Annotated in this window: 9 protein-coding genes; 6 read left to right on the top strand and 3 right to left on the bottom strand. The window is 41.0% G+C overall.

Annotated elements, in window-relative coordinates; all coding sequences use genetic code 11:
* Window positions 1–199 precede the first annotated feature (199 nt).
* Window positions 200–877, top strand: a complete 678-nt coding sequence (pgsA, locus tag A6J60_RS04605; RefSeq protein ID WP_096064936.1) for a CDP-diacylglycerol--glycerol-3-phosphate 3-phosphatidyltransferase — start codon at window positions 200–202, stop codon at window positions 875–877.
* 224 nt (window positions 878–1,101) lie between these two features.
* On the opposite strand, the gene A6J60_RS04600 is transcribed toward pgsA, so the two are convergent.
* Window positions 1,102–1,599 (bottom strand): pyridoxamine 5'-phosphate oxidase family protein, encoded by a 498-nt coding sequence (locus A6J60_RS04600; RefSeq protein ID WP_096064935.1) that lies wholly within the window; start codon window positions 1,597–1,599, stop codon window positions 1,102–1,104.
* A gap of 591 nt (window positions 1,600–2,190) precedes the next feature.
* Here A6J60_RS04600 and purL point away from each other — a divergent pair.
* Together purL and A6J60_RS04590 are read left to right on the top strand one after the other, a co-directional pair.
* A complete protein-coding gene (purL, locus tag A6J60_RS04595) occupies window positions 2,191–6,204 on the top strand; it encodes a phosphoribosylformylglycinamidine synthase (RefSeq protein WP_096064934.1) in 4,014 nt (1,337 codons plus the stop codon).
* Between the two features lie 185 nt (window positions 6,205–6,389).
* Entirely contained in the window at window positions 6,390–7,607 is a 1,218-nt protein-coding gene (locus A6J60_RS04590) for an SEL1-like repeat protein (RefSeq protein ID WP_096064933.1), read from the top strand.
* Window positions 7,608–7,695: 88 nt separating this feature from the next.
* Here the strand turns inward: A6J60_RS04590 and A6J60_RS04585 are convergent, their stop codons facing one another.
* Window positions 7,696–7,902: a hypothetical protein gene (locus tag A6J60_RS04585; RefSeq protein WP_096064932.1), complete on the bottom strand. Its 207-nt coding sequence runs from the start codon at window positions 7,900–7,902 to the stop codon at window positions 7,696–7,698.
* Between the two features lie 225 nt (window positions 7,903–8,127).
* On the opposite strand from A6J60_RS04585, the gene A6J60_RS04580 reads away from it, so the two are divergent.
* Window positions 8,128–10,062: an acyltransferase family protein gene (locus tag A6J60_RS04580; RefSeq protein WP_096064931.1), complete on the top strand. Its 1,935-nt coding sequence runs from the start codon at window positions 8,128–8,130 to the stop codon at window positions 10,060–10,062.
* 267 nt (window positions 10,063–10,329) lie between these two features.
* Complete coding sequence (locus A6J60_RS04575; protein ID WP_096064930.1) at window positions 10,330–11,136, top strand: M48 family metallopeptidase; 807 nt, start codon at window positions 10,330–10,332, stop codon at window positions 11,134–11,136.
* A 143-nt stretch (window positions 11,137–11,279) separates the two neighbouring features.
* On the opposite strand, the gene A6J60_RS04570 is transcribed toward A6J60_RS04575, so the two are convergent.
* The gene (locus A6J60_RS04570; RefSeq protein ID WP_096064929.1) at window positions 11,280–12,167 is read right to left on the bottom strand and encodes an N-acetylmuramoyl-L-alanine amidase; all 888 of its coding nucleotides are present in this window, start codon (window positions 12,165–12,167) and stop codon (window positions 11,280–11,282) included.
* A gap of 445 nt (window positions 12,168–12,612) precedes the next feature.
* On the opposite strand from A6J60_RS04570, the gene A6J60_RS04565 reads away from it, so the two are divergent.
* Window positions 12,613–13,062: a DUF2147 domain-containing protein gene (locus A6J60_RS04565; RefSeq protein ID WP_096064928.1), complete on the top strand. Its 450-nt coding sequence runs from the start codon at window positions 12,613–12,615 to the stop codon at window positions 13,060–13,062.
* Window positions 13,063–13,177: the final 115 nt, after the last annotated feature.

Genomic DNA, 13,177 nt, shown 5'->3' with positions numbered 1-13,177 from the left:
TTAATAATAGATACTGTGCTGATAACAATAGTGTATTAGCAAAAAACCAGAAGTTAGCCGCTAAAAATAGCCATAACACTTTTAAAACTGTTAACAATTCACGTCTATTCATTAGTCAGCCGATTTGATGCAATAGGGCTTACTAAGTTTAGGTATAAATGCTAAGCTAGCCGCAATTAAATGCTGTTTATAACTTATTATGACTCAATTATCTTCACCGCCAAATACTCAGTCAGATCAACAGGCAAGCATCTTTAACTTGCCTAATAATTTGACCATCGCGCGTATTGTTATGATTCCTTTGTTTGTGGCTATTGCTTATTGGCCGCCTGCTTTAGGAATTGGCGTACCCATGATTTCTGATAACGCCATTGCCAATATTGGTATGAATATGGATGCCTTTAGTGACAGTATGCTGCGACATCTAATATTAACTTTGCTGTTTGTATTGGCAGCCATTACCGATTGGCTTGATGGTTACTTAGCTCGCAAAATGAATATTGTATCTGCTTTTGGTCGATTCTTAGATCCAGTGGCGGATAAGTTGATGGTGGCTGCAGCGCTTATCGTATTGGTGCAATGGCATCCAAATATTATTATGGCCATTGCTGCTATTGTGATTATTTCTCGTGAGATTGCAGTATCGGCATTGCGTGAGTGGATGGCTGAGCTTGGTGCGCGTACCAGTGTTGCGGTCTCTTATGTGGGTAAATTAAAAACCACGTTTCAGATGATTGCGATCACGGTATTGTTATTAAACATTGAATCTCTTGAAGTCATTGGCTATGTGCTGATGATGGCGGCAGTGGTACTGACATTGTGGTCAATGATGATTTATATGCGAGCTGCTTGGCCATACTTGAAGCAAAGTGGTTAGCAGTCGCTGGTTTTAGAAATGGCTGGCTTAGTTATATCGATTAAGCTATCGGTATTGTGAATATAAATATTAAAGCTATCTAGTCTAAAGCCATAAAATAAAAAAGCCCTAACATCACGTTAGGGCTTTTTTAATTGAGCTTTGAATTAATTTACTATCGTCGTTAGTTTTCGACAATCTGTTACTAAGCTCAGGCATTACAGTTATTAATAAAAGTGCAGTCATTAATCAAATTGAACTGAACCATTTTCACCTAAGCTTTCCGCCACTTTACCATCTTGAACGGCAGCGGCGGCCATTTTGGCTGCAGTAACCACTGTATTACCACTGCGCCAGTATTCGGCACCATTGGGTACGACTTTGATTAACTGAATATTCTCATCCTTTTTACCATGCTCATAAAACGCATTGTAGACTGGCGACCACAGCTCATCTAACTTATCTTGATCGTCAATCAGCTCAGCTTTACCGTTAATGCTGACATAGTCTTTGCCGTCTTGGTTGACATAAGATAGGTTAACTTGTGGGTTATTACTGATATTAGCCACAGCTTCGGTGGTTTTGTCGCCAATAAACCATACTTCACGTGCACCAAGACTGGTTTCACTAGTGGTCATTGGGCAGGCGTGTAAATGCCCTTCGCTAGTAATGGTTGTCATCATCGCAAATTTGATGTCTTTTACAATCTCACGAACCGTATCGATGTGCTGTTGTTTACTCATATGTCGCTCCTTGTTTATTATGATTTCTTTTTTAAATTAAAAAGTTAAGTTGTTATTTATCTTTTAGTTAAAAACTATTAGGTGATAGCAGTTAAGCTTTTTAATAGGTTATGAATTTATATTAAGACACGAAAATATCCTTTCGTAGATTCAAAATGTAAGTTTCGTAGCCTCAGAATGTAAGCGCTGTTAGGTCTTTGTAATCAGACTCTGTGTTTAGTAAGGTAACGTAAGAGTAGATATCAGTACTGAAAATAAGCGGTCAATATTTAGAACGTCTATTGCTGTCACTAAGCGGCTAATCACATGCAGCCAACAAGTAGCTAGTAAGTAGATTTCAGGATTTGACTAAAACTAGGTTTAAGCTGAAGACAGTCGCCATAAAAATAGCCCCTTAATCAGTAAAGTTTGCAGGCGACTTAACGGGTCAGTTCTTGCTATAATAGCGACTTATGTATGCAACGTTTTATACGTCTATCTTGGTTGCCTGTTTCAAAGCGCCAAAACGATTGCATTTTAGTCGATTGATATCACTAAACGAACAATCACAATCTTTTTCTACTCCCACTTAGATACTGCGGAATTTGCCTTATGATGATCCTTGCTGGACACCGTTTTTTAACCGAATTTAAAACCAATCAACTGATTGAGCAGTTAAATAGCCAAGCCGCATTGAATGTGACTGGCATTAACACCCAACAAGTGTATGTGTTATCACGTGAGCTAAACCAAGCAGAACGCAACAAAGCGTTAGATCTGCTCAATCAAGGGGAAGATATTGCCTTAGTCACGCCAGAATCTGGTCAGTGTCAGGTAGTTGTCAGCCCTCGTTTTGGTACTATTTCACCATGGTCAAGTAAAGCAACGGATATCTTTAATAACTGTGAGCTAGAAATTGAGCGCATAGAGCGAGTCATTGTGTTCACCTTAACCGGTGACAACTTACCGACAAAGCTGCCTGCTGCTGCTGAGCAAATTTTGCACGACCGTATGACTCAAAGCTTGGTGTACGACATGAGCAAACTGGCTCAATTGTTTGATGACCACACCCCAGAGAAGCTAAATCACATCGATGTTATCGGTGAAGGCCGTCAAGCATTAGAGCAAGCCAACCGTCAATTTGGTTTTGCGCTATCAACCGAAGATATCAATTACTTGATGAATGCTTATGTCGATGAGCTGAAGCGTAATCCTACCGATGTTGAGCTGATGATGTTCGCTCAAGCCAACTCAGAGCATTGCCGTCACAAAATCTTTAACTCTGAGTGGACAGTTGATGGCGAAGTGCAGCCAAAATCATTGTTTAAAATGATTCGCAACACTCATGAAAAAAATCCAGCAGGTATTTTATCTGCCTATAAAGACAACGCTGCAGTGATGGAAGGCTTCAAAGCCGAGCGCTTTTATCCACTACCAACTGTACAGTTGGGCGGTGAATTAAGCGAAGATACGTTATCGACTGAAATGCATCAATATGACTTCCACGATGAGCATATCGATATCCTGATGAAGGTAGAAACTCATAACCATCCAACCGCAATCGCGCCTTATGCAGGTGCTTCAACCGGTGCCGGCGGTGAAATACGTGACGAAGGTGCTACTGGTCGTGGTGGTAAACCAAAAGCTGGCTTGACTGGCTTTAACGTATCGCATTTACACTTGCCAGATATGCCAGAAAAGTGGGAGCAGTCAGGTCAAGTGAGTAGTAAAGACTATGGCAAGCCAGACCGTATGGCCTCAAGTTTAGAGATTATGACCGAAGCCCCATTGGGTTCAGCCAACTTCTCTAATGAGTTTGGTCGTCCCAACCTATGTGGTTATTTCCGTTCATTCCAGTTAGACACCAGTGATGCCAAAGATGGTAGCGAAATGCGTGGCTATCATAAGCCAATGATGGTGGCGGGCGGTTACGGTAATATCAAACGTAACTTAGTTGAAAAAAATGGTATTCAAGAGGGCGATTTACTGATCGTACTGGGCGGTCCTGCAATGCAGATTGGTCTAGGTGGCGGCGCCGCTTCTTCAGTGGATAGTGGTGAACTTGATGAAGGCTTAGACTTTGCTTCTGTACAGCGTGATAACGCAGAAATGGAACGTCGCTGTCAAGAAGTGATTGACCGCTGCTGGGCGCTGGCTGGTGATGATGTTGAAGCCAGTAACAGTGGTAAAGATGGCAACCCGATTGTATCAATCCATGACGTTGGTGCTGGTGGGTTGTCTAATGCGATGCCAGAGTTGGTTGATGACCATGACATGGGCGCGCATTTGAATCTACGTCGTATTCCATCATTGGAAGCTGGCATGTCGCCAATGGCTATCTGGTCGAATGAAGCGCAAGAGCGTTATGTGCTTGCGATCCGCCCTGAAAGCGAAGCATTATTTGATGCTATTTGTAAGCGTGAGCGCTGCCCGTATGCAATCTTAGGGACAGCGACCAAGATACGTCAATTGCAAGTAGACGACAACTTATTAGACGATCAGCCAGTTGATATGCCAATGCAAGTATTGCTTGGCGGTACCCCTCAGATGAAGCGTGAGTTTGAGCGAAAAAACACAGAGTTAGCATCTCTACAGCTTGATGATATTACAATCGATGAAGCCGTTCATGATGTGCTACGTCATCCAACCGTTGCCAGTAAGTCATTCTTAATCAGTATTGGTGACCGTTCGATCACTGGTATGGTGACTCAGGATCAATATGTGGGTCGTTATCAAGTACCGGTCGCAGACTGTGCGGTAACCAGCTCAGGTCTATTATCGACAACCGGTGAAGCGATGAGTATGGGTGAGCGTCCGCCTGTGGCGTTAATCAATCCAGCAGCATCGGCTCGATTGGCAGTTGCAGAAGCCATTACCAATATCGCGGGTGCGCGTATCAATCAAATTTCTGATATTACCTTGTCTGCGAACTGGATGGCTGCATGTGGCGACGATACAGAAGATGCCGCATTGTATGATGCAGTATATGCCATCGGTCAGGAACTGTGCCCTGCATTAGGTATTGCGATTCCAGTAGGTAAAGACTCGCTGTCTATGCGTGCCAATTGGCAAGATGAGGGTGAAGAAAAGTCAGTGGTTAGCCCAATGAGCTTGGTTATCTCTGCTTTTGCACCAGTACAAGATGTGAATAAGACGCTAACCCCTGAGCTTAAAAATGTAGATGCAGGCTTGTACCGCTTAGACCTATCACGCGGTAAGTTGCGCCTTGGCGGTTCAATTTTAGCGCAAACTCAAAGCCAGTTGGGTAATGAGTGCCCAGATCTAGAAAATCCACAAGATTTGGTTAACTTCTTTAACTTTATCCAAGCAGCGAATGAGCAAGCTGTCATCAGTGCTTATCACGATATTGGTGATGGCGGTCTATTGGCAACCGTTGCTGAAATGCAGTTCACCAATCGCTTGGCCATTAACCTAAACCTAAGCAATGATAATCTATTGGGTCAATTGTTCGCTGAAGAATTAGGTGCAGTGATTCAAGTATTACCAGAGCATCTTGAAGCAGCCATGGCATTGGCCGAAGAGCATCAAGTTTCTGAGATGCTAACCTTAATCGGTCAAACCATTGAGACACCAGTAGGCGGTGCAAATCAAGACAAACTAACCATCATTACACCGTCACATCAAGGCGACAATGCGTTAGTATTTAGCCGCAGTGACTTACAACAAACCTGGACGCAAGTGAGCTATCAAATCGCTAAGCGCCGTGATAATCCAGCGTGCGTACAGCAAGAGTTTGACTTAATTGCTGATCCAAATCATCACGGTCTAATTGCACAAGCAAACTTTGACTTGAATCAAAAAGTTGAAGAGCCTTATTTAGCAAGCCGTCCTAATAAGCCAAAAGTCGCTATCTTGCGTGAGCAAGGTGTGAATGGCCAGTTGGAAATGGCAGCAGGCTTTGTACGTGCCGGCTTCGATGCGGTTGACGTACACATGAGCGACTTATTAGAAGGCCGTATCGACTTACGTGATTTCAATGGTTTAGTGGCTTGTGGCGGCTTTAGTTATGGTGACGTATTGGGCGCTGGCTCTGGCTGGGCAAACTCAATCTTATTCCATGATGAGCTACGTATGCAGTTTGTCCGTTTCTTCACGCGTCCTGACACCTTCAGCTTAGGTGTGTGTAACGGCTGTCAGATGATGGCACAGCTAAAAGACTTAATTCCAGGCGCGGAGAACTTCCCACGCTTCACATACAACAAGTCAGCACGCTTTGAAGCACGTACTGTGAACGTGAAAGTTGAACGTACCAAGTCTATCTTGTTAAAAGGTATGCAAGACAGCATTTTACCTATCGCTGTGGCGCATGGTGAAGGTTTTGCGACCTTAAATGAGACGGACATCGAAGGTATGTCAAATCACGGTCAAGTTGCGATGCGCTATGTTGATAGCCAAGGCAACCCAACTGAAACTTACCCACTGAACCCGAACGGTTCACTAGGTGGTGTGACTGGTATTTGTAGCACTGATGGTCGTGTGACCCTGATGATGCCACACCCTGAGCGTACATTACGTGCGGTGAACCACAGCTGGAAGCCAGAAGAGTGGGATGAGGACGGTGCGTGGATGCGTATGTTCCGCAACGCTCGTGCTTGGTTGCGCTAGACGTCGCATTACTTAATTTAGAGCGTTAATAAAAAGGTGAGTCAGAAATGGCTCACCTTTTTTTGTGGTTCAGTGTTGGCTTTTTAAATGAAATATTGATTGGAAATGATTGGTTGCCTAACTGCATTAATTATTTTAAAGTAAATAGACTTTTTAGAGCGATTGCTCACTTTTACGGATAATTCATGCCTTCACTATCTAAACTGCTATTACCCCTCGCTAGATCAACTTTTCTAGCCTTAAGCCTGGCAACTGTTTCGCTTACTTATTCCTTACCCACTCAAGCCAACGATGAAATTACAAATGAGGCTTGGCAATATATTTTACCCGTTATCAAAGCCAAAGCAAATAACGGTGACCTTGAGTCGCAGGCTCGGTTAGGTGGTATGTACTTAGAAGGTATTGGCGTAGAAAAAGATGTTGATAAAGGGCTATATTGGCTTGAGAAAGGGAGTGACAGTAACCCAAAGATTTATTGGTTATTAGCTAGTATGTACTTGGATGGTATATATAATGTTGAAAAAGATGTCGATAAAGGATTTTATTGGACATTAAAAGCAGCTAAGAGTGGTGTTTATGGGTCATTGCAGGATTTGCCGTATATGTATCGCTATGGCAGAGGCACCGATACTGATTATGAGCAGGCATTTTATTGGCAAAATAAGTTGGTTGAGTCAAATCAGAATCAAATATTTGGTGTAGGCTATGAGGAGCTGACATTGGCTGCTATGTATTATTGTGGGATGGGAACACCTAAGAATAACGAAAAAGCAGAATTATTTAAAATCCAAGCGCTCAAACATCCAATAAATAATGTATCACTGTCTACTATCTATGCAGAGACATGCTATGAAATGGATGAGTATGAATTGGCGCTACCTTATGCAAAAGAAGCAGCACAGCAAGGTGCAAATGAGGCGCAATTTATATTAGGGGAAATGAATTATTTTGGCATCGGTGGTGTTGAACAAAACTTTGAGCAAGCTTTCTTTTGGTATGTCAGAGCAGCTAATAATGGCTATCCTGGAGCAGACATCAATGTAGCGAATATGTATGTAGCAGGTAAAGGTGTTGATGTGGATTATCAAAAAGCCATTGATTTATACCAACAAGCGATTGCAGATGGATATCCAGTAGCAATAAATAATCTGGGTGATATGTATGAGAATGGCTATGGCGTGCCACAGGACTTTGAAAAAGCAAAAGCGTACTACCTCCAAGCTATTGAGAATAATTTTGCTTTTGGTTATCACAGTATGGGTAGCTTATACAAAAAAGGCCACGGCGTAGAAAAGAATTTAGATACGGCAAAAGACTGGTACCAACAGGCTTGTGATCTAGGTTTGCAACAAGGCTGTGAATCAGTATTAGAAATTGAGTCGTTACAAGAAGCAAAACATTAGTTTTTACACGTATATATGGTTAAATAAAAAGGTGAGTCAGAAATGGCTCACCTTTTTTGTGGTTAAAATTTAGTATCAGAGGTTGGCTTTAATCTTTGTGCTCATCTTTTGCTTGCGCCTGCGCAATTAACTCTTTCACTCTGGCACTTTCTTTTAATACACAAGCCTCATATGCAGACAGCTCTTCAGCTTCTCGCTGAGCTTGTTGTTGTGCCAGCTTTTCCTGTTCGGCTTTACGTTTAAAGTAGGCTTCTAGCTCTTCAGGTTGAGAATAATCAGGTTGTGAGTGACTCATGATAGCTCCTGTTTGGATAATGCAGAATAGGGTTTAATGATCTATTTTACCATTTTAAGCTTAGCAACCAGTTAGAGCACTATTTGCGACTACGGAGAGTAACTTTATCTCATATATCACCCTTATCAAATACTAAGCCAGGCTTTGTAGTGACTATGGGTATAATAGCGGATATTTTCTTTTATTCATAAGCAAACCAAACTTACCAACCAATAGAATCAACCTATGAAGTTTAGAACAGATATTAATGGTCTACGTGCAGTTGCTGTTGTAGCCGTGGTTTTATTTCACTTTAATCCTGCATGGATGCCAGGCGGGTTTGCGGGTGTGGATGTATTTTTTGTCATCTCTGGATTTTTGATGACAAGTATTATTTTTCGTGGCCTCGAAAATCAAAACTTTTTGCTGTCTAAATTTTATATGGCACGTGCCAATCGGATTGTCCCTGCACTGGCAGCTTTATGTATAGCCTTACTCATCTTTGGTTGGTTTTATCTTATACCTTTAGATTACAAGGTACTTGGACGACATGTGGCTAGTAGCATAGGGTTCTTCTCTAATTTCACCTATAACAATGAAGCAGGGTACTTTGATACTGCATCACACCAGAAGTGGCTGCTGCACAGTTGGTCTTTATCAGTAGAGTGGCAATTTTATATTATTTATCCTCTTTTGCTGGTACTGCTTGGCAAGTTTTTCAGCCTACAGGTACTAAAGCGACTGATACTGGCTTCAGCGATTGTTGGTTTTGCCTACTGTATTTATGCCTCTTACAAGACCCCAGACAGCGCTTATTATCTGCTGCCATCAAGAGCATGGGAAATGATGGTGGGAGGTATTGCTTATTTATATCCGATTACCGTCTTGCACCGTTATAAAAAATATGCCCAGTGGATAGGCTTAGCCGCTGTCACCGGCTCTTATTTATTTATTTCAGCTGAGAATGCTTGGCCAGGTTATTTAGCACTGTTTCCAGTCATTGGTACTTTTTTAATTATTCAATCTCAACGTGAAGACGGACTGATTAGTCGTAACGCATTAGCACAAAAACTAGGTGCATGGTCCTATTCTATTTATCTGTGGCATTGGCCATTAGTGGTCGCTATCTATTATTTTGACTTACCAAAATACAGTATTTTTATTGGTATATTGTTGTCTGTTGGGTTGGGGTATTTAAGCTATCATTTTATTGAAAAAAGAAACTGGCACACAGCACATAAAGGTATTAAAAAGGTGCTCACCTTTAAGCCTCTATACATGATGATACTGATTGCCATCGTTGGGCGGGCAGCTTATAAAACAGAGGGTTTCATTTGGCATTATTCGCCTAGTGTCATTGCAGCAACTGAAGAGGCAAACAATAAAAATCCTTATCGGTGTATGCTAGATGAAGAATTTCCTTGTTATATTGGTAATAAAGATAATATACGCGCCATAATGGTTGGAGATAGCCATGCGGATGCTATAACCACTGCTTTAGCGGATGCTCTTGACTTAAATAAGGAAGGAATCATTGCCTTAACAAGATCCTCTTGCCCTTTCATATTGGATGCTCATATTCGTGAGAAAGGAGTGGACTGTAAGCAGGAAAACTTGAAACGACTCGAGTTTTTACAGAGCAACTATCAAAATACTCCTGTGTTTTGGGGTTCTAGAACAGCGGTATACCTGTATGGACAAAATGATCCAGAACGTATCATCAACTCAATTGATACGCAGCCGTTAATCTATTTTGATGAAGAGTACCAGAAAGCGACGCCTGAGCTGTTATCACAATTCAATACTAACCTTGATAGAAGTATTCAACAAATATCTGCTAATCGAACAGTTTATCTGGTATTACCAGTACCCGAAATGCAGCAAAATATCCCCAAGCGAGTAAGCCGAGCACTATTATTACAGCAGCAGCAAGCCGATGTGTCTTTGCCACGGCATGCTTATGACAAGCGTAATAAAGAAGCACTAAATATTCTTTATAACGTAGCCAAAAACGATAATGTACAGCTATTAGATCCAACCCGCTATTTATGTTCTATGACTGAATGTATGGGGGAGTACCATGGCCGACCCATTTATTATGATGGTGACCATTTAAGCGAATATGGTAATAGACTGCTAATACCCATGTTTAAGCAAGCATTATCTGGAAGTAGAGAATAAAAAACATTTTAGAGGAGGGCGTTAACTAGTTGTATCTTTTCATTAAAAGCAGACAACTATTAGTAGTTTAACTTAATGGTAGACACTATTTATTAGATGTGGTAATTTAACTTTATTAATATTATCGATACATTATTTACATATAAGGTACATTTTGTGTAAGTAACTAACTAACGACTCGTCAGTATCAAGAGTCTTAAGTTCTGACTACATTTCGGTGTTAGAGATCCTTCAATTGAACGCCCTCTCTTTTGTATAAGGATATGTATGAATACGATTAATAAAATAAAAATGTCTCTGTTAGCGGCTACCATGACCAGTTTAGTTGGATGTGCTACTGTTGCCGATATTGCAGGCTATGATACAGCGTCAATGAACAATATGGCTGCTAAGAACTACAGTCAAGTAGTGACTAAAGCAAGTGCAGAAGGGGCAATTGATAGAACCTCTAATACAGCGGTTCGTGTTAATCGCGTCTTTAATCGTCTAAAACCATATGCTGATAAAGCCAATACAACGGGCGTTCCTTTTAAATGGGAAATGACGGTAATTCGTTCACCTGAGCTGAATGCTTGGGCAATGCCAGGGGGTAAAATGGCGGTATATAGCGGCATTGTCGAAAAGCTAAATTTAACCGATGCTGAAATTGCTGCTGTGGTTGGTCATGAAATGGCGCATGCCTTGGAAGAACACAGTAAAAAAGGGGCAGGACAAGAGCTCTTGACTGGCTTGGCAATTCAGTTTGGTGGTGCAGCAATTCAAGCTAAGACTGGACTTGATGCACAGTCGTTGAGCTTGATTAGTGACTTAGGTATAACAAAGCCTTTTTCACGTAGCCAAGAGTCGGAAGCGGATGCTATTGGTGTACGTTTAATGGCACAGGCGGGTTATAATCCAGAAAGAGCAATGGGTGTTTGGCAAAAAATGGAAGCGGTCAACGGCCGATCAAATGCGGTTGTAACTTTAATGTCTACTCACCCTAATTCAACGCAGCGTATTAATAAAATCCAGAAGTTAATACCTGAAGTAATGCCTATTTATCAGGCAGCTGCTAAAGCGCCTAACGGTAATTAGTCACTATTTATCATCAGCTTGTCATCAGCGTATAACTGATCTTTTGATGGCTTTAAGTCAATACTGACTTCAAGTAAAAAAGAGAGCAATAAAGACTAATCTTTATCGCTCTCTTTGCATTTTAAAGCTATCGAATTCAACAACTAATCTCGATCTACATATTTCGCATTAAGCGCTCTTAAAATGGCGTAGGTTTCTGAGTCCATATTCCCGGTAGGCTGCTGTGGTCTAAAGTGTAATTGAAAGGCATAAATCACATTGCGGCTAGACTTATCCCACTCATCTGTGTCATTGATATCGTAACCATAGTCGCGAAATAGTTGCTTGATATCTTGAATGCTTGCCGTCTCATACTCTCCAGAATTCATGATATAAGATTTATCGAACTCATCGTACCAAGCACCGATACCATACTCTTTATGTAGTTTTTCCCATGGGAATTTGGCGCCAGGATCAATTTTTCTAGAAGGAGCCATATCAGAGTGGCCAATAATATGGGTTGGGTCAATATCATATTGCTTAGCCAGCTTATCTACAAGGTAGGCGACTTTTTCAATTTGAACCTCTTCAAAGTCCATGTAGTGCTCGTAAGCATAATATTCTGCATCGGTTTGGCGTAATACTTGTCTGTATTCAGGCTTAATGCCAGGGTTGACAATCTCGATGCCGATTGAGGTATCGTTGAGCATGGTTCTATTAGCAAAAGCGCCTTTACCAGCATGCCATGCCCGTTTGTCATCATCAACCAACTGATAAATCTTGTCGTCTTGGTGATCCATGATTAAGTAGTGAACGCTAACATTTCCCTCGGTTAGTTGTTTCAATGATCGCTCGTTATTACCGACCGTGTAATGAAGCACGATAAACTTAATACGTTGTTCCTGACCTTGTGAGTGATAACTTTTATTATCGATGATAAAGGGCGATGTCGTGGTACAGCCGGCAAGTGCCAAGACGAAGCCGCAAGCAAGAGATAATGGGCGTAATGTCGCAAGCGTGTGCGCACAGAAAGTACGATTAGGTGTAGTCATAATAAAGGATGATAGCAAACGGCTGATTAAAATATGATTGGCTTTGTGTAAAGCCCAAAATAGTTTAAATTCATGTAAAGATTATTCATGTAAGGATCGAAAAATCTGCTCTGATTAAGTAGCGAGTTATTAATTATTGGTTATTAGCTGATTAAAAGCATAGGGGTAATACCAGCAGTAACAAAGTGGTTATTAACTGGCAGTTGGTAAAAGGCTGTTGGCAACATACGAGCAATAAATGCACCCAATTGTTTCGCCTATATATAACTTTAGATTATAAATACTGTTTTAAGTAAAAGTTCATTGTTTTTACTCGACAAGTTTAATTTTACATTGTATTATTGGCTTGTTTTCGCTATTAAAGTACTTTTTAAAATTAGTAAATACTTGAAATAGCAGACGTTTAATACCTTAAAAGGATTTATTTTTTCGATAGGAGTCGAATATGAAACGTATCACTACATTATTAGCAACTGCAACGTTAACAGGTCTTTTGTCAACTGCAGCTATGGCGGCTTCACTTAACAATACACAGTGGCAGTCAGTCGATGATAAAACCGGTGAGAAAAAAGCAGTTATCAAAATGACTGAGAAAAACGGTGTTGTTACTGGCACTATCGTCAAAGTCAATGATTCATCAAAAGCAAAAGAAGTTTGTTCAAAATGCTCAGGCGCATTAAAGAATAAACCAATTGTAGGTCTGCCAATTTTAACCAACCTAAAAGCAGATGGTAACAATAAATGGTCAGGTGGTGACTTGGTTGATCCAGAAAGTGGTAAAGTATATGGCGGTACAGTTAACCTAGCTAATGACGGTAAAACATTAAAGCTAACAGGTAACGTAAAAGGTATGCCTTTCTTGAAGCGTAGCCAAACTTGGAAACGTGTTAACTAATTAACCGTTTTATGGCAAGACATATATCACAACGTATTTATTATCAAAGTTATAAAAGGTTAGGAAGCATTGCTTCCTAACCTTTTTTTGTCTGCCAAGCTGCTACTTAATAAAA

This window comes from Psychrobacter sp. FDAARGOS_221 (assembly GCF_002313155.2).
Taxonomy (GTDB): Bacteria; Pseudomonadota; Gammaproteobacteria; order Pseudomonadales; family Moraxellaceae; genus Psychrobacter.
This window is presented reverse-complemented; position numbering and strand designations above follow the sequence as displayed.

Excerpts from the sequence above, each read along its gene's own strand:
- pgsA (WP_096064936.1), top strand. The coding sequence starts at position 200 with ATGACTCAATTATCTTCACCGCCAAATACTCAGTCAGATCAACAGGCA.
- A6J60_RS04600 (WP_096064935.1), bottom strand. The coding sequence starts at position 1,599 with ATGAGTAAACAACAGCACATCGATACGGTTCGTGAGATTGTAAAAGAC.
- purL (WP_096064934.1), top strand. The coding sequence starts at position 2,191 with ATGATGATCCTTGCTGGACACCGTTTTTTAACCGAATTTAAAACCAAT.
- A6J60_RS04590 (WP_096064933.1), top strand. The coding sequence starts at position 6,390 with ATGCCTTCACTATCTAAACTGCTATTACCCCTCGCTAGATCAACTTTT.
- A6J60_RS04585 (WP_096064932.1), bottom strand. The coding sequence starts at position 7,902 with ATGAGTCACTCACAACCTGATTATTCTCAACCTGAAGAGCTAGAAGCC.
- A6J60_RS04580 (WP_096064931.1), top strand. The coding sequence starts at position 8,128 with ATGAAGTTTAGAACAGATATTAATGGTCTACGTGCAGTTGCTGTTGTA.
- A6J60_RS04575 (WP_096064930.1), top strand. The coding sequence starts at position 10,330 with ATGAATACGATTAATAAAATAAAAATGTCTCTGTTAGCGGCTACCATG.
- A6J60_RS04570 (WP_096064929.1), bottom strand. The coding sequence starts at position 12,167 with ATGACTACACCTAATCGTACTTTCTGTGCGCACACGCTTGCGACATTA.
- A6J60_RS04565 (WP_096064928.1), top strand. The coding sequence starts at position 12,613 with ATGAAACGTATCACTACATTATTAGCAACTGCAACGTTAACAGGTCTT.